This window comes from Pseudarthrobacter sp. KH_020_B, assembly GCF_057840185.1.
In genome coordinates this window covers 2,793,633-2,809,170 of record NZ_CM174506.1, presented here as the reverse complement: position 1 = coordinate 2,809,170, position 15,538 = coordinate 2,793,633, and the positions used below count along the sequence as shown (strand labels likewise).

At 66.3% G+C, this 15,538-nt stretch carries 15 protein-coding genes, 2 tRNA genes and 1 riboswitch; of the genes, 16 read left to right on the top strand and 1 reads right to left on the bottom strand.

Going from position 1 to position 15,538, the window contains the following annotated elements; genetic code table 11:
- Positions 1 to 48 precede the first annotated feature (48 nt).
- Positions 49 to 146, top strand: a riboswitch (TPP riboswitch).
- The 12 genes from thiD to AC3IT0_RS12850 all read left to right on the top strand — a co-directional run bounded on the left by thiD (position 129) and on the right by AC3IT0_RS12850 (position 9,948).
- A complete protein-coding gene (gene thiD / locus AC3IT0_RS12905; protein ID WP_489320187.1) occupies positions 129 to 1,694 on the top strand; it encodes a bifunctional hydroxymethylpyrimidine kinase/phosphomethylpyrimidine kinase in 1,566 nt (521 codons plus the stop codon). (Overlaps the previous riboswitch by 18 nt.)
- Positions 1,695 to 1,966: 272 nt before the next feature.
- The gene (gene rplU, locus AC3IT0_RS12900) at positions 1,967 to 2,275 is read left to right on the top strand and encodes a 50S ribosomal protein L21 (protein ID WP_018773353.1); all 309 of its coding nucleotides are present in this window, start codon (positions 1,967 to 1,969) and stop codon (positions 2,273 to 2,275) included.
- Between the two features lie 60 nt (positions 2,276 to 2,335).
- Positions 2,336 to 2,599, top strand: a complete 264-nt coding sequence (gene rpmA, locus AC3IT0_RS12895) for a 50S ribosomal protein L27 (protein WP_056340543.1) — start codon at positions 2,336 to 2,338, stop codon at positions 2,597 to 2,599.
- 116 nt (positions 2,600 to 2,715) lie between these two features.
- A complete protein-coding gene (gene obgE, locus AC3IT0_RS12890; protein ID WP_489320186.1) occupies positions 2,716 to 4,305 on the top strand; it encodes a GTPase ObgE in 1,590 nt (529 codons plus the stop codon).
- Positions 4,295 to 5,446, top strand: a complete 1,152-nt coding sequence (gene proB, locus AC3IT0_RS12885; protein WP_489320185.1) for a glutamate 5-kinase — start codon at positions 4,295 to 4,297, stop codon at positions 5,444 to 5,446. The genes obgE and proB overlap by 11 nt, the downstream gene beginning before the upstream one ends.
- 26 nt (positions 5,447 to 5,472) lie before the next feature.
- A complete protein-coding gene (locus AC3IT0_RS12880; protein ID WP_489320184.1) occupies positions 5,473 to 6,837 on the top strand; it encodes a glutamate-5-semialdehyde dehydrogenase in 1,365 nt (454 codons plus the stop codon).
- A 75-nt stretch (positions 6,838 to 6,912) separates the two neighbouring features.
- Positions 6,913 to 7,143 (top strand): hypothetical protein, encoded by a 231-nt coding sequence (locus AC3IT0_RS12875; RefSeq protein WP_489320183.1) that lies wholly within the window; start codon positions 6,913 to 6,915, stop codon positions 7,141 to 7,143.
- A 55-nt stretch (positions 7,144 to 7,198) separates the two neighbouring features.
- On the top strand, positions 7,199 to 7,813 hold the full coding sequence (gene nadD / locus AC3IT0_RS12870) for a nicotinate-nucleotide adenylyltransferase (protein ID WP_489320182.1): 615 nt from the start codon (positions 7,199 to 7,201) through the stop codon (positions 7,811 to 7,813).
- Positions 7,814 to 7,820: 7 nt separating this feature from the next.
- On the top strand, positions 7,821 to 9,038 hold the full coding sequence (locus AC3IT0_RS12865; RefSeq protein WP_489320181.1) for a hypothetical protein: 1,218 nt from the start codon (positions 7,821 to 7,823) through the stop codon (positions 9,036 to 9,038).
- 47 nt (positions 9,039 to 9,085) lie between these two features.
- Positions 9,086 to 9,487 (top strand): ribosome silencing factor, encoded by a 402-nt coding sequence (gene rsfS, locus AC3IT0_RS12860; RefSeq protein WP_489320180.1) that lies wholly within the window; start codon positions 9,086 to 9,088, stop codon positions 9,485 to 9,487.
- Positions 9,488 to 9,587: 100 nt separating this feature from the next.
- Positions 9,588 to 9,660, top strand: a tRNA-Ala gene (locus AC3IT0_RS12855).
- 212 nt (positions 9,661 to 9,872) lie between these two features.
- A tRNA-Ala gene (locus AC3IT0_RS12850) sits at positions 9,873 to 9,948 on the top strand.
- 79 nt (positions 9,949 to 10,027) lie between these two features.
- Here the strand turns inward: AC3IT0_RS12850 and AC3IT0_RS12845 are convergent.
- The gene (locus AC3IT0_RS12845; protein ID WP_489320179.1) at positions 10,028 to 11,344 is read right to left on the bottom strand and encodes a class I SAM-dependent methyltransferase; all 1,317 of its coding nucleotides are present in this window, start codon (positions 11,342 to 11,344) and stop codon (positions 10,028 to 10,030) included.
- Between the two features lie 85 nt (positions 11,345 to 11,429).
- Between AC3IT0_RS12845 and AC3IT0_RS12840 the strand changes: the two genes are divergently transcribed.
- The 4 genes from AC3IT0_RS12840 to AC3IT0_RS12825 all read left to right on the top strand — a co-directional run bounded on the left by AC3IT0_RS12840 (position 11,430) and on the right by AC3IT0_RS12825 (position 15,445).
- Positions 11,430 to 11,783 carry a zinc ribbon domain-containing protein YjdM gene (locus AC3IT0_RS12840; RefSeq protein ID WP_489320178.1) on the top strand — a complete coding sequence of 118 codons (354 nt, stop codon included), beginning with the start codon at positions 11,430 to 11,432 and terminating at the stop codon, positions 11,781 to 11,783.
- An 18-nt stretch (positions 11,784 to 11,801) separates the two neighbouring features.
- Complete coding sequence (locus tag AC3IT0_RS12835; protein WP_489320177.1) at positions 11,802 to 12,884, top strand: FAD-dependent oxidoreductase; 1,083 nt, start codon at positions 11,802 to 11,804, stop codon at positions 12,882 to 12,884.
- Positions 12,881 to 14,062, top strand: coding sequence for a class I SAM-dependent methyltransferase (locus AC3IT0_RS12830; RefSeq protein WP_489320176.1), 1,182 nt, complete (start codon positions 12,881 to 12,883; stop codon positions 14,060 to 14,062). The genes AC3IT0_RS12835 and AC3IT0_RS12830 overlap by 4 nt, the downstream gene beginning before the upstream one ends.
- A gap of 180 nt (positions 14,063 to 14,242) precedes the next feature.
- Positions 14,243 to 15,445 carry an ROK family transcriptional regulator gene (locus AC3IT0_RS12825; RefSeq protein ID WP_489320175.1) on the top strand — a complete coding sequence of 401 codons (1,203 nt, stop codon included), beginning with the start codon at positions 14,243 to 14,245 and terminating at the stop codon, positions 15,443 to 15,445.
- Positions 15,446 to 15,538 lie beyond the last annotated feature (93 nt).

Sequence of the window (15,538 nt, the reverse complement as noted above, 5' to 3'; positions counted from 1 at the left end):
AGCCCGCGTCCGGGCGTCCGGCGTTAAGTCCTGAGGGACGCTAGGCTGGTGACTGACACGGGGTGCCGCGCAGAGGGCCGGCTGAGATCCACACCCGTTGAACCTGTCCGGTTAGCACCGGCGAAGGGATGTCTCCTTTGGCTTCAACTTCTGTCCTTCCTCCCGCAACGCCCGCGGCGGTCCTGCCCGCACCAGGCAACTCTTCTGTGGTCCAGGTGCTGCGTGACGTCCCGCGGGTGCTGTCCATTGCCGGATCGGACCCGTCCGGTGGCGCGGGCGTCCAGGCCGACCTCAAGAGCATTGCTGCTCTTGGCGGTTACGGCATGGCGGCCATCACCGCCCTGACAGTCCAAAACACGCAGGGGGTCCAGGCGGTTCACGTCCCGCCGGCGTCCTTCCTGGGCCAGCAGCTCGATGCCATCAGCGATGACATCACCATCGACGCCGTCAAGATCGGCATGCTGGGCGACGCTGCGGTGATTGGCGTGGTCCGCGACTGGCTGGAAAGGGTGCGTCCCGCCGTCGTCGTTCTTGATCCGGTGATGGTGGCCACCAGCGGCGACCGGCTGCTGCAGGAGTCTGCGGAGGCGGCCCTGCGGGGGCTGCTCCCGCTCGCGGACCTGATCACCCCCAACCTGGCCGAACTGGCCATCCTGGTGGGGGAGCCGCAGGCGCGGGATTGGGCCGACGCGCTCGGGCAGGGGCGGCGGTTGTCCGCCGCGACCGGTGCCACCGTCCTGGTCAAGGGCGGCCATCTCGACGGCGGTGCGTGCCCGGATGCCCTGGTCAACGCCGCGGGGCTGCTCGCACGGGAGGTGGTGGAAGTGGCGGGGGACAGGATCCCCACCCGCAACAGCCACGGCACCGGCTGCTCGCTGTCCTCGGCCATAGCCACGGCCCAGGCCAGGCTGGGAGACTGGGAGGCCGCACTGCGGCAGGTGAAGCCTTGGCTGGTGGGCGCGCTGCAGGCCTCTGACCAACTCGAGGTGGGCGGGGGTAACGGCCCCATCAACCACTTCCACCACATGCAGCAGGTTCCGGCGGCCGGCGAATTCGCGCAGACGCTGGGGCTGGCGTCTGCGCCGGATCTTGACGCTATCTACGGGCTGGATTTCATCCGCGACCTGGCGGCCGGCACGTTGGCTGAGGAACAGTTCGCCTATTACCTCGCCCAGGACGCCATCTACCTCAACGGCTATTCGCGTGTCCTCGCCCGGGCCAGTGCGCTGGCGCCCACGGAAGCCGCCCAGCTGTTCTGGGCAAAGTCGGCCCAGCAATGCCTTGAGGTCGAATCTGAACTGCACCGCACGTGGCTGAGCACCAGGACGGTGGAATCCGTCCTTGGACCGGTCACCAAATCGTATGTGGATCACCTGCTGGCCGCTTCGGCTTCGGGCAGCTATGCGGTCCTCGTGGCGGCGGTGCTGCCGTGCTTCTGGTTGTACGCCGAGGTGGGACAGACCCTCCACGCGGAGTTCCTGGCCGCCGGTGCACCGGCGGAGCATCCCTATGCCGACTGGCTGCGGGCCTATGCTGACGAGGACTTCGCCCAAGCCACCCGTGAGGCGATCGCCTTGGCTGACGACGCCGGACGGAGTGCATCCGCGGATGAACGGGCTGCGATGTTGGTGGCTTTCAGGCAGTCGTGCCGGTTCGAAGTGGAATTCTTCGACGCGCCGCGAATTCACTCCTGACAGGCTGCGGACCTTGTGGCCTGTACGATAGTCAGGCACGGTTTTGGATTGTCAGTGCAGTACCTGCTTGTGGGTCCTATCACAGACAATCGACCGTAACCAGCCTCATTTGCGGCCGAAGGCAAATTTAGCGTATTCTAGATCTTCGGTGCTTACGCCAACACTTGGGTTACGACCCCACGGCGTTGAGGCACAGCGAGAACCCAGCCAATTACGGAACCGGGTTCAGCACGCAAATTTAGTAATAAACGTCGAGAGAAGTGAGTTCCCAAGTGGTGTACGCGATTGTCCGCGCAGGCGGCCGCCAAGAGAAGGTTTCCGTTGGAGACTTCGTTACCCTGAACCGCGTCCCCGGTGGAGCCGGCAGCACCTTTGAGTTGCCCGCACTGCTCTTGGTAGACGGTGACAAAGTCACCTCTGCTGCTGCGGACCTGGCCAAGGTAACGGTTACGGCTGAGATCCTCGAAGACCTCCGTGGTCCGAAGATCGTCATCCAGAAGTTCAAGAACAAGACCGGTTACAAGAAGCGCCAGGGTCACCGTCAGGAATTGACCAAGGTCAAGATCACGGGTATCAAGTAACTTCGTTTACCGTTCAGGTTCTTCAGCAGATTCCCCAGAATTTAAAGGCAGGCATTTCAAATGGCACATAAAAAAGGCGCGAGTTCCACTCGCAACGGTCGTGACTCCAACGCCCAGTACCTCGGCGTCAAGCGCTTCGGCGGGCAGGTAGTTTCCGCAGGCGAGATCATCGTCCGCCAGCGTGGCACCCACTTCCACCCGGGCGCCGGCGTGGGACGTGGCGGCGACGACACACTGTTCGCACTGGCCCCGGGAGCCGTCCAGTTCGGCACCCGCCGCGGTCGCCGCGTTGTTAACATCGTTGCTGCTGCAGCTGCAGAGTAACAAATAGTTCTGAAGCGGTGGAGCGGGCCATTTGGTCCGCTCCACTGTTCTTTTAACCGCATTACAATCGTCTTGGCGCCTTTGGGCGGACAGGAAACAGCACTGAGGAGATCCACGTGGCGAGCTTTGTAGACCGGGTAGTACTGCACGTATCCGGCGGTACCGGCGGCCACGGATGCGTCTCTGTCCACCGGGAGAAGTTCAAGCCCCTGGGCGGTCCCGACGGCGGCAACGGCGGCGACGGCGGCAACGTCATCCTGCGCGTTGATCACCAGACCACCACGCTGCTTGACTACCACCACGCCCCGCACCGCCACGCCACCAACGGTGGACCGGGCATGGGTGACTGGCGCGGCGGCAAGAGCGGTGAGACCCTCATCCTGCCCGTGCCCGATGGCACGGTGGTCAAGTCCAAGGACGGCACCGTCCTGGCGGACCTGGTGGGCGAAGGCGCCGAGTACGTGGCGGCCGCCGGCGGCCTGGGCGGCCTGGGCAATGCCTCGCTGTCCTCGCAGAAGCGGCGTGCCCCGGGCTTCGCCCTGCTGGGCATCGAGGGTGACGCCAGCGATATTGTGCTGGAACTGAAGTCCATCGCCGACATCGCGCTTGTGGGTTTTCCCTCTGCCGGAAAATCCAGCCTGATCGCGGCCATGTCCGCCGCGCGGCCCAAGATCGCCGATTACCCCTTCACCACCCTGATCCCGAACCTGGGTGTTGTCCAGTCCGGCGATGTCCGCTTCACCATTGCCGACGTCCCGGGCCTCATCGAGGGCGCCAGCGAAGGCAAGGGCCTTGGCCACCACTTCCTGCGCCACGTGGAGCGCTGCGCCGCCCTGGTGCACGTGCTGGACTGCGGCACGCTCGAATCGGACCGTGACCCGTTGGCAGACCTTGCCATCATCGAGGCCGAGCTGGAAAAGTACTCCGTGGACATGAGCTACGCGGGTACCGACGGCGATGTGGTTCCGTTGAACCACCGTCCGCGCCTGGTGGCCCTGAACAAGGTGGACCTCCCGGACGGCAAGGACATGGCTGAATTTGTCCGCCCGGAACTCGAGTCACGCGGCTACCGGGTCTTCGAGATCTCGGCCACCAGCCACGAGGGGCTCCGCCAGCTTGGCTTCGCCATGGCGGAAATCGTCCAGGCCGCCCGCGACACCCTCGCCGCCGCCCCGCCCAAGGTCAAGCCGCCCGTCCTGCGGCCCCGCGCCGTCAACGAATCCGGCTTCAAGATCCGCCGCGAGGAGAAGAACCTCGAACCGCTGTTCCGCGTCCTGGGCGACAAGCCTGTCCGCTGGGTCAAGCAGACCGACTTCACCAACGAGGAAGCGATCGGCTACCTCGCCGACCGCCTGGCCAAGCTCGGCGTCGAAAACGAACTGTTCAAACAGGGCGCCAAGCCGGGCGACACGGTAGTGATCGGCGAGGACGACGGCGTCGTCTTCGATTGGGAGCCCACCATGATGGCCGGCGCCGAACTGCTGGCGGCACCGCGTGGCACCGACGTCCGCTTCGCCGACATCGGCGACCGGCCCACCCGAGGTCAGAAGCGGGACGAGCAGGTGGAACGCCGCGAGGCCAAGGCCGCCGCCCGCGCCGAGCTCGAAGCCGAGCGCAAGGCCGGGATCTGGACCGAATCGGTCAGCGGCCGCCGCGCTGCAAAGCCGGTCAAGGAGAGTGGACTAGGCGCAGAAGATGACCAGTAGCACCGTTTCCGCGGTCCCGCGCAAGCGGGCCGCGGACCGCAGCGTGCTCTCGGGCGCCCGCAGGATTGTTGTTAAGGTCGGCTCATCGTCGCTGACGAGCATCAAGGGCGGCATCTCGGAAGAATCGCTGACCGCCCTAGCCGATGCGCTGGCAGCCAAGCGGAACTCCGGGACCGAGATCATCCTGGTGTCCTCCGGTGCCATCGCGGCCGGCCTGGCACCATTGGGCCTTGCCAAGCGGCCACGGGACCTGGCGACGCAGCAGGCCGCGGCCAGCGTGGGCCAGGGGCTGCTCATGGCCCGTTATACCCAGGCGTTCGGCGCTCACGGCGTGACCGTCAGCCAGGTGCTCCTCACCGCCGATGACCTGATGCGCCGCAGCCAGCACACCAACGCCTTCCGTGCGCTGGACCGGCTCCTCAACCTTGGCGTGGTTCCGGTGGTCAACGAAAACGACACCGTGGCCACGCACGAGATCCGCTTCGGTGACAACGACCGCCTTGCGGCCCTGGTGGCCCACCTCGTCCGCGCCGATGCGCTGGTGCTGCTCTCCGACGTCGACTCCCTCTATGACGGTCCGCCGTCGCACGGTGCCAAACGGATTCCGCTCGTGGAAGGTCCGCACGACCTCGACGGCGTCACCATCGGCAAGGCAGGCAAAGCCGGCGTCGGAACCGGCGGCATGACCACCAAAGTGGAAGCCGCCACCATCGCGGCCGGCTCCGGGATCCACGCTCTGGTCACCTCCACCGCCAACGCTGCCGCCGCGCTGGCCGGCGAGGACGTTGGCACCTGGTTCAAGGTCAATGGCGCCCGCAAGCCGGTCCGGCTGCTGTGGCTTGAGCACCTTGCCTCCGTGCATGGCAGGCTGGTTCTCGACGACGGCGCCGTCAAGGCAGTGCGCCACCGCCGCACTTCGCTGCTTCCGGCCGGCATCTCCGCGGTGGACGGCGATTTCGAAGCGGGCGACGCCGTCGAAATCGTCAGTGCCGACGGCACCGTTATTGCCCGCGGCCTCGTCAACTATTCCGCCGCGGAACTGCCCCAGATGCTGGGACGGTCCACCAAGGAGCTGGGCAAGGCGCTGGGCCGCGGATATGACCGTGAAGTTGTTCACGTTGACGACCTGGTGCTTGTCTGAGCCCCCGGCTCGCCTAAACTTGGATCATGACTGAGGCACTGACCCACAACACTGCTGCGATTTCCGGGGACACCACTTCTGTTCCCGCTGCCCCGGAAGCGCCTGCATCAGTTGCCGTTCCGTTGTCCGCCGAGGACGTCGAAGCGGCGGTCCACGCCATTGCCGATCGCTCCAAGCACGCGGCCCGCCGGATGGCCAGGGCAAACCGGGCCTGGAAGGACCGTGGCCTGCGCGCCATCGGTGCTGCCCTGCTGGCGCGGAAGGACCAGATCCTGGCCGCCAACGCCAAGGATGTTGCCGCCGGCAAGGCCAACGGCACGTCCGCGGCCATGCTGGACCGGCTGACACTGAACGAAGCCCGCATTACCGGGCTCGTTGACGCCTTGGAGAACCTGGCCAACCTCCCTGACCCGGTGGGCAACGTGGTCCGCGGCCAGACCCTCCCCAACGGCCTCCGCCTGCGCCAGGTGAATGTCCCCATGGGCGTCGTCGCAGCCATTTACGAGGCCCGGCCCAACGTCACCGTGGACATCGCCGGACTGGCCCTCAAGAGCGGCAACGCCGTTATCCTCCGCGGCGGCACCGCCGCCGCGGCCACCAACGAATCCCTTGTTTACGTGCTGCGCGAAGCCCTGGAAGGCGTCGGGCTGCCCGCCGATGCCGTGCAGACAGTGGACCAGTACGGCAGGGAAGGCGCGAATGCGCTGATGCGGGCCCGCGGGCGAGTTGATGTCCTGATTCCGCGCGGGGGCCGGGATCTGATCCAATCCGTGGTATTGAACGCCGCCGTGCCGGTCATCGAGACCGGCGAGGGCAACGTGCACATTTTCATCGACGAATCCGCCAGCGAGGACATGGCGGTGGAGATCCTGCTGAACGCCAAGACCCAGCGGCCCAGTGTCTGCAACACCGTTGAGACCCTACTGGTCCATTCGCGGTCCACCGTGCTGCCCGCCGTCGCCGCCGCTCTGCGCGGTGCCGGGGTCACCCTCCACACCGACGAGCGCATCCGCGCCGCCCTGCCGTCATCCGTTGAGTCCGAACCGGCAACGGATGAGGACTGGGGAACCGAGTACATGGACCTGGACCTCGCCGTGGCCATGGTGGACAGCCTGGATGACGCCGTCAAGCACATCCGGACCTGGTCCACCGGCCACACCGAAGCGATCCTCACCAACGACCTCGCCAACGCTGAGCGGTTCATCGCCGAGGTTGACTCGGCGGCTGTCATCGTCAATGCGTCCACGCGGTTTACCGACGGCGGCGAGCTGGGCCTGGGTGCCGAGGTTGGCATCTCCACGCAGAAGCTGCACGCCCGCGGCCCGATGGGACTCACTGAGCTCACCACCACTAAATGGATCGTGCAGGGCGAGGGCCAGGTCCGCGGGTAGCAACGCGGTAATATAGACAGAAGTCCGGAACGGCGGGACAATCCGCTGCCACATCCTTGAACCTTAGGGGAGAAAATGCTGCTCCAGCAGATTGCCATGACCGTTGCCGAAGGCGGAGAACACCAACCCGCTCCGCTGTGGGCTGAGCCGTGGGTCTTCGGCGTATCCATTTTCGCCATCCTGCTGGTGATGATGTTCGTCACGCTGTCCTACTCCAACCTGGGCAACCGGCACTCCGTTACGGACGAGCACGCCGATCCGCACCGCCAGCACCCCAACAAGCACGACCACGGCCAAGGCCACTGACATTTCGCGTGCTCTGCACCGTAACGGTGCGCAAAGGCGGCTGCGGCTGGGCGTGATGGGCGGGACGTTTGATCCCATCCACCACGGCCACCTTGTTGCAGCCAGCGAAGTGGCAGCCAAGTTCGGCCTGGATGAAGTGGTCTTTGTCCCCACAGGGCAGCCGTGGCAAAAGTCGCACAAGCAGGTCAGCGAGCCTGAACACCGCTACCTCATGACGGTGATCGCCACGGCATCGAATCCCCGCTTCACTGTCAGCAGGGTGGATGTTGACCGGCCCGGTCCCACGTATACCATTGATACCTTGCGGGATCTCCGGACCCAGCGTCCGGATGCGGATCTGTTCTTCATTACCGGTGCGGATGCACTGGCACAGATCCTGTCGTGGAAGGACATCGACGAGCTGTGGTCCCTGGCCCATTTCGTCGGCGTGACACGGCCGGGACATGTGCTTGATGGGATGGGCCGCAAGGACGTCAGCCTCCTTGAGGTGCCCGCCATGGCCATCTCGTCCACGGACTGCCGTGTCCGTGTAGCCGGGAACAACCCTGTCTGGTACCTCGTGCCGGACGGAGTGGTCCAATACATCGCCAAATACGGTCTGTACGCCGAGGGATCAGATCCCCAGGACGTCCGAACTACCGAAACAGACGAGCCAGCCAGTACTGAATGAGTCCTCAATGAGTCAGGAACAGCCCCCCGTCCGCAGCCGCCGCGAACTGCGGCAGGCCAGAGATGAGAATACGGCTCCCGGGTCTAACAGCCCGGGCCAGGTTTCGCCTGCCTCAAAACAACGGCGCGCGGCTGACGCCCCGGTGGACACTGTCCCCGAGCAGTCCCAGGCGCAGCGGTCCTCGCAGATCCGCGCCCGCGACCGGGCTGCACTGCGTGCCATCAAGGAACTTGAGGAGAAAGAGGACCAGCTTTCTGCCGGCGGCCCTCCCACCCGCAGGCAGTTACGGCTCCAGCAACTGAAGGAACAGGCCGTCACCTCGGCCAATCCCATCATTCCCGCTCCCATGGGGCAGCCTCTGCCAAGCAATCCTGCGCCGAGCCAACATAAGCCAGGCCAGGCCAAACCAGGTCAGGCCAAGCCAGGCCCAACGAAGACCGACAGTGCCAAGGGCGTTCCGGCTGGCATGAGCGTGGAGCAGGCACTCGCAGCCCGCACACTGATTGCGGAGCAGGCCAAGAACCAGCTGGCGAAGATGGAACACATCGCCTCGCTGGACCCCGAAGCGGTGGATCCGGACATCCTTGCGGAACAGATCGCCTTGGCCGAGCGTGCGGCGGTGCTCAACCGCCGGGCGATGGCCAAGCAGAGGCTGGCCGAGCAGGCCGCCCCCGCGACGCAGGCCGTGTCCACCCAGTCCGTGCCGCAGACGGGTCCGGCCACCGCGGACAACCTGGCCATGGTGACGCCGTTGGAATTCGTGCAGGTACCCGGCGTCGACCGTCCTGTGATGAAACCCCCGGCCACCTCCTATGTGCCGCTGGCGACCCAGACCGGACCCAAGGTCCGGCCTGGCGGCAAGGGCGGGCGGCCGTCCACGACGTCAAAGGCGCCGGCCGCGGGTGCTGCGCAGGCAGCCGCTTCGGGCCGCTCCCGGGTCATCGCCCGTGCGGAGGCGGCTGCCAGGGCTGCCTCGGCACCGAAACGCGTTGTTCCCGTCCAGCCGGTCGTGGCCAATGCGCCTGTGGGGGAGCCGGACGATCTGTTCGATGACCTGCCGCGCATCCCGGCCCGGTCAGCGCATGGGCTGGAGCCGCTGGATGCGGCAACGGCAGGCCTGGCCCGCGCGAAGCGGCTCAGGCTTATGCAGGTCCTCGTCCTGGCATTTGGGATTGTGGCCCTTATTTCCGGTGTCATCCTCATCGTCAGCGGCATCTCCAGCTGACCAGGCACCGCCGTTTTACGAAGCTTTAGAAAACTACAAGGAGTCCCATGACTGCATCTGATTCATCCATAGCCACCGCCCGCCAAGCCGCCAAGGCAGCCGCAGACAAGATTGCCCACGACATTGTGGCGCTCGATGTCAGCGAACGCCTGGCCCTGGCAGACGTCTTCCTCATCGCCTCCGCGCCGAGCGAGCGCCAGGTCAACGCCATCGTTGACGGCATCGAGGAAGAACTTTCCAAGCAGGACCTCCGTCCGGTACGCCGCGAAGGCCGTTCCGGCGGGCGCTGGGTACTGCTGGATTACTCGGACATCGTCATCCACGTCCAGCATGAAGAGGACCGCGTTTTCTACGCCCTGGAGCGCCTGTGGAAGGACTGCCCGGTAGTTGACCTGCAGCTGAGCGACGACACTTCAGTCAAGGCGACGGCGGCTTCCGACGCGGAATAGCCGGCCTTGCCGGCCCGAATATGCCCGATTTGGAATTTTCGGAAAAGCTGGTCTAAGATATTTGAGTTGCTCCGGGGAGACCACGGAGTAACGAAGGTCCGGGGCTGTGGCGCAGCTGGTAGCGCACCTGCATGGCATGCAGGGGGTCAGGGGTTCGAGTCCCCTCAGCTCCACCGGATAATCCGCCGGAATCGAAAGATTCCGGCGGATTTTTTGTTGCCTCGTGGCAAAAGTCCTTGTTCGCGGATCCTGGCCTTGAAGGTTCGGATCCGCGAACAGGCCCATGAATTATGGCGCGGCGCCTCCCGATTGGCGCCGCGCGCAGATTTCTATTAAGCTGATCAGGTTGCTTCGGGCGGTCTGGACCGCGGAGGGGCACAGGTTTGGGGCTGTGGCGCAGCTGGTAGCGCACCTGCATGGCATGCAGGGGGTCAGGGGTTCGAGTCCCCTCAGCTCCACCAAACCAGGACCCAAGGTCCACAAAAAGAGCCGCCCGGCCGGGCGGCTCTTTTTATTTCCCAGGCAGCAACCGCTCAGTGCTCAGATCCAGTCGGTCCGGCGCAGTGGCCCTTCCCCGCCGGCGCGCTGGACGAGGATCTGGTTGACGCCCGTGATCCCGGTTTCAAAGCCCAGGGCACTTGAGGCCATGTAGAGCCGCCACACCCGCGCCCGGCCCAGGCTGGTAAGCCGGACAGCTTCGTCCCAGTTCTCTTCGAGCCTGCGTACCCAGGCGCGAAGGGTCAGGGCGTAGTGCTGGCGCAGTGCCTCCACGTCCAGTACTTCGAACCCGCCGGTCTCCAGGGCGCTGACCATCTCGCCCAGGCTGATCATTTCGCCGTCCGGAAAGACGTAGCGCGGAATGAAGGAGTCAGGGTCGGGCTTGGTGGGGCCGGCGTTCCAGGAGATGGCGTGGTTGAGCAGCCGGCCGCCGGGACGGAGCAAGCCGTGCAGCACGTCGACATAGTGGGGTGTCTGTTCCCGGCCCACGTGTTCGGACATGCCGATGGAGCTGATGGCATCGAACGGACCGTCGGTGATGTCCCGGTAATCCTGGACCCGGATGTCGATGTTTTCGGTCAGGCCGGCGTTGGCCGCACGTTTGCGCGCCAGCACGGCCTGTTCCGTGGAGAGCGTCACCCCCACCACCGTGACGCCGTAGTGCTGCGCCGCGTGCAACGCGAAGCTGCCCCAGCCGCAGCCCACGTCCAGCACCCTCATCCCGGGCCTCAGCCCAAGCTTCCGGCAGACAAGGTCCAGCTTGGCCTTCTGCGCCTCATCCAGCCCGGCCGGGAGGCCGCGGCCGGCAGGGGCGCCGCCGCCGTCGGGTCCATCCGCCCACACCGCGCACGAGTAAACCATTGACGGTCCCAGCACGAGGGCGTAAAACTCGTTGCCGACGTCGTAATGGTGCGAGATGGCCGCGGCATCCCGCCGGCGCGTGTGGAGTCGGCCCTTCCGCGTGACCTTTGCTTCTTCCGGCGGCGGTGCGGGGTTTGGACCCAGCGCGCCCAGCCGGACGGCGGTGCTGACCAGCGTGGCCAGTTCGCGCGGAGTCAGGGGCCGGAAGGGGCCCGGCTCGGAAAACTTCCCCACCGAGCTGAGCGCCGTGAAGGCCGCAAAGATGTCACCGGGGGCGTCGATGTCCCCGGCGACGTAGGCGCGGCTGAGTCCGAGCTGCCCCGGCGACCACAGGATCCGGCGCAGGGCGCGGCGTGACCTGAATTCGACGACCGGGGCGTCCGGCGGCCCCGCCTCGGAACCGTCCCACGCCCGCAGCCGCAGCGGTATCTCCTCCGCCCCCACTACGATGCCCAGCGCGTTTGCCAGCAGCGACGCTGCCCCTTTTTCCGTTCCCATGGTCCTCGCCTTTCTTCCGCCTAGGCCCAACAGTACGACGGCGGCGCGCGCCTGTCAGTGAAGCGGCCGCGATTATCATGGGGGAGTGAACGATACTTTGCCGCCGTGCCCCGAATGCTCCAGCGCCTACACCTACGAGATGGGTGTGCTTCTGGTCTGCCCGGAATGCGGCCACGAGTGGTCCGCAGAGGCAGCAGAAGCGACGGCAGAGGCCGGTCCGCGGGTCATCAAGGATGCCGTGGGCAATATCCTCGCCGATGGCGACACGGTCACGGTGATCAAGGACCTGAAAATCAAGGGCAGCTCCGGTGTCATCAAGGTGGGCACCAAGGTCCGGGGCATCAGGCTCATGGACGGCGTGGGCGATCACGACATCGACTGCAAAGTGGACGGCGTCGGGCCGATGCAGCTCAAATCCTCCGTAGTGAAGAAGGCCTAGCCGGAACCGGTCAAGACCATGGACAACGGAACCACGGACGTAGCGGTCATCGGCGCGGGCCAGGCGGGACTCTCTGCCGCCTACCACCTGCAGCGCCGGGGGCTGGCCTATAAAGTCCTCGACGCCGAGGAAGGCCCCGGCGGCGCCTGGCGCCACCGCTGGAAGAGCCTTGTGATGGCCACGGTCAACGGCATCAGCGACCTTCCCGGCATCGCGAAGCCCGACGTGGACCCCGCGGAACCCAGCTCGGAGTTCCTGAGCCGGTACTTCGGCGGCTACGAGCACGAACTCGGGATTGACGTCCTGCGCCCGGTCAAGGTCATCTCCGTGGCCAGGGAAGATGAGGATCCCGCAGGACGGCTGCGCATCAGCACCGACCGCGGCCACTGGTCAGCGAAGGCGGTCATCAACGCAACCGGCACCTGGACCAGGCCTTTCTGGCCCATCTACCCGGGCCGCGCCACGTTCAGGGGCCGGCAGCTGCACGTGGCCGACTACGTCTCCGCCGAGGAATTCCGCGGCCTGCACGTCATCGTGGTGGGCGGCGGAATTTCCGCCGTCGGGCTGCTGGATGAGATCTCGCAGGTCACCAGCACCAGCTGGTTCACCCGGCGGGAACCGGACTGGCGCGACGCCGAGTTCGACGCCCAGGCCGGGCACAACGCCGTCGCCCTCGTGGAGGAACGCGTCCGGCAGGGCCTGCCGCCGCAAAGCGTCGTGGCGGTGACCGGCCTCATCTGGACGCCCGCCCTGCGGGCGGCAGCACAACGGGGCGCGCTGGACCGTCGCCCCATGTTCACGGCCATAGAGCCCGACGGCGTCCGGCTCGCCGACGGCAGCCTGCTGCGGGCCGACGTCATCCTCTGGGCGACTGGATTCCGTGCCGAGCTCGAACACCTGGCCCCGCTGCACCTCCGGGGACCCGGCGGCGGCATCGCCATGGAGGGAACCCAGGTGGCAGCTGAACCGCGCGTCCATCTGGTGGGGTACGGGCCGTCGTCGTCCACCATCGGCGCAAACCGGGCGGGGCGGGCGGCAGTCACGGCGCTCCTCAAACTGCCCGCGCTTGCGTACCAACCCCTTAAACCAACCAGCTCATGACCAGACGGCAGGAACCAGTGGTACAGAACAATCTTGAGGACATCTTCGGCACGCTCCGGCGCCACCCGGACGTCGAAGCCCCGAACCTCCAGGCCTGGGACGCCACGGACAGGCTGCTGCTGGAAGCCGCCGCAGCGCGCACGGATCCGGATATCCGGCTGACTGTGATCGGCGACCGCTACGGCGCCCTCACGCTCGGTGCGCTGGCCACTCTCGGGGTCCGGCGGGTCCGGGTGCACGAGGACCTCATCACGGGCGAGCGCGCCCTGCGGAGCAACGCTGCGGCCGTGGGGCTCGCAGCGGCGGACTCCGGAGCCGTTGACGCCACGGGGTTCGAACAACTGCCGCTGGGGGAGGAGCTGCTGTCCGGCGCGGAGCTGGTGCTGCTTCAGCTGCCGCGGACGCTGGCGGAGCTGGAAGAAATCGCAGCCGCCGTGGCGCGCTATGCCGCCCCTGACGTGGTGCTGCTCGCCGGCGGGCGGATCAAACACATGTCCCTGGGAATGAACGCGGTCCTGGAACGCCACTTCGAGACGGTCCAGCCGCAGCTGGCGCGGCAGAAGTCCCGGATCATCCTGGCCAGCGGCGCCCGGCAAACCGGGACGCACGAGTGGAGTGCCGCCGTCGAACGCCTTGCCGAGCTGGACCTGGACGTTGCTGCGCACGGTGCCGTCTTTGCCGGAACGAAACTGGACATCGGAACCAGGTTCCTCCTGAGTTTCCTGCCGGAGATGCCGCAGGCCGGGCACGCCGTCGATCTGGGCTGTGGCACCGGCATCCTCGCTGCCATGTATTCCCGGCAGAACCCGGCGTCAAGGGTTACGGCCACGGACCGGTCCGCAGCCGCCGTCGCGTCCGCCCTGGCCACGGCGCGGGCCAACGGCCTTGAGGAGCGGATTACTGCCCTCCAGGATGACGCGATGAGCACCCTACCTGCCGGAAGCGCTGACCTGGTCCTGTTGAATCCGCCCTTCCACCTGGGCGCCAGTGTGCATGCCGGTGCGGGCATCAAACTGTTCGAGGCGGCAGCCAGGGTCCTGGCTCCGGGCGGTGAGTTGTGGACGGTCTTCAACAGGCACCTGCAGTACCTCCCGGCGCTGGAGCGGCTGGTGGGACCCACCACTGTGAGGGGCGGCAATCCGAAGTTCACGGTGGCCGTCAGCACCAGAAGGCCATAGGCGTGCCAGGACGGCAATGGGGCGCCCCGGCCGCGGCGCGGCCCCACCTCCGGCTCTGGGCGTTGGTCAGGAGGTAACGTACCATTCAGACATCATGAATACGTGGCCGAAAACCTAGGGGAGACCGTGCCAGAAATCCGCCAGTCCTCGGCGCCACGGCGCGGGACTAATCTTCCGCGCATGGGGGACTTTAACCTCACGGTCATCCTTGATGCCATCCGCCGGTCATCCGGCGGACTCAGCCGCGTGGAGCTCGCCCAGATTGTGGGCCTCTCGCCGCAGACCATCTCCAACATCTCCCGCCGCCTGCTGGACCAGCACCTGATCATCGAAGCCGGCAAAGAAGGCAGCGGCCCCGGCAAACCGCGCACCATGCTCCGCCTCAACCCGGGCGGCATGTATGCGATCGGCGTCCACCTGGACCCCGCCGTCACCACGTTTGTGGTCCTCGACCTCGTGGGCGCCGTTGTGCAGCATTCACGGATCAAAACACCCGGCGGGAATGATCCTGCCGCCGTGATGTCCACGATGGCCACCGAGATCGAACAGCTCGTTGCCGAGTCCGGCGTGGACACCGGCAGGATCGCCGGCCTGGGCCTGGCCGCTCCGGGACCCATCGACCTGGACCATGGCACCGTGGTGGATCCGCCGCTGCTGCCGGGCTGGGACCGCGTGGAACTTCGGGACGCGCTGGCCAAAGCCACCGGCTATTCTGTCCTGGTGGATAAGGACGTCACCAGTGCCGCCGTCGCCGAAACCTGGGCTGGCGGGCCCAGCGGCTCGGGCAGTTTCGTCTTTATGTACATGGGAACCGGTATCGGCTGCGGCATCGTCCTCAACGATGAGGTGGTCCGGGGAACGTCAGGAAACGCCGGCGAGATCGGCCACATCGTGGTGGACCCCGATGGCCCGTCCTGCGACTGCGGCCTGCGCGGCTGCGTGAAGTCCTCGGCCATCCCACAGGTGCTCGTTGCGGAGGCCGTTGCCGCGGGCATCCTGGACGGCTCCGGAAAGTACACCAGCGGAGCCGAAGTGCAGCAGAGCTTCGCGCAGCTGTGCGATCTCGCCGATGCCGGCGACGCCAAGGCAATGGCGATCATCGACAAGTCAGCCGTGCTGGTGGCCCGGGCCGTCTCCGTGGTCACCAACACGCTGGATGTGGAGCGGGTTGTGTTCGGCGGGCCCTTCTGGAGCCGGATCGCTGACCGCTACCTGGAGAAGGTCCCGGCGCTGGTGGACGCCAACAGCGCGGCGCGCCTGATCCACACCATCGAGGTTGTCGGCACGGGAGTGGGTGAGGACGTGGGCGCAATTGGAGCTGCCTGCCTGGTCCTGGAGCATACACTGGCGCCCCGGGCGCAGCGGCTTCTCCTGGAAGTCTGAACCGCGGCTCCTTGCCAGTGGCAGGAGCCCCATCTAGCATGTGGATATCGCCGCGGCTGGGGGCCCGCAGACACAGGGGACGGCAGCCATTGA

Coding starts and splice junctions, on each gene's coding strand:
- thiD (WP_489320187.1), top strand. CDS start 129: ATGTCTCCTTTGGCTTCAACTTCTGTCCTTCCTCCCGCAACGCCCGCG.
- rpmA (WP_056340543.1), top strand. CDS start 2,336: ATGGCACATAAAAAAGGCGCGAGTTCCACTCGCAACGGTCGTGACTCC.
- proB (WP_489320185.1), top strand. CDS start 4,295: ATGACCAGTAGCACCGTTTCCGCGGTCCCGCGCAAGCGGGCCGCGGAC.
- AC3IT0_RS12880 (WP_489320184.1), top strand. CDS start 5,473: ATGACTGAGGCACTGACCCACAACACTGCTGCGATTTCCGGGGACACC.
- AC3IT0_RS12875 (WP_489320183.1), top strand. CDS start 6,913: ATGCTGCTCCAGCAGATTGCCATGACCGTTGCCGAAGGCGGAGAACAC.
- nadD (WP_489320182.1), top strand. CDS start 7,199: ATGGGCGGGACGTTTGATCCCATCCACCACGGCCACCTTGTTGCAGCC.
- AC3IT0_RS12865 (WP_489320181.1), top strand. CDS start 7,821: ATGAGTCAGGAACAGCCCCCCGTCCGCAGCCGCCGCGAACTGCGGCAG.
- rsfS (WP_489320180.1), top strand. CDS start 9,086: ATGACTGCATCTGATTCATCCATAGCCACCGCCCGCCAAGCCGCCAAG.
- AC3IT0_RS12845 (WP_489320179.1), bottom strand. CDS start 11,344: ATGGGAACGGAAAAAGGGGCAGCGTCGCTGCTGGCAAACGCGCTGGGC.
- AC3IT0_RS12835 (WP_489320177.1), top strand. CDS start 11,802: ATGGACAACGGAACCACGGACGTAGCGGTCATCGGCGCGGGCCAGGCG.
- AC3IT0_RS12830 (WP_489320176.1), top strand. CDS start 12,881: ATGACCAGACGGCAGGAACCAGTGGTACAGAACAATCTTGAGGACATC.
- AC3IT0_RS12825 (WP_489320175.1), top strand. CDS start 14,243: ATGGGGGACTTTAACCTCACGGTCATCCTTGATGCCATCCGCCGGTCA.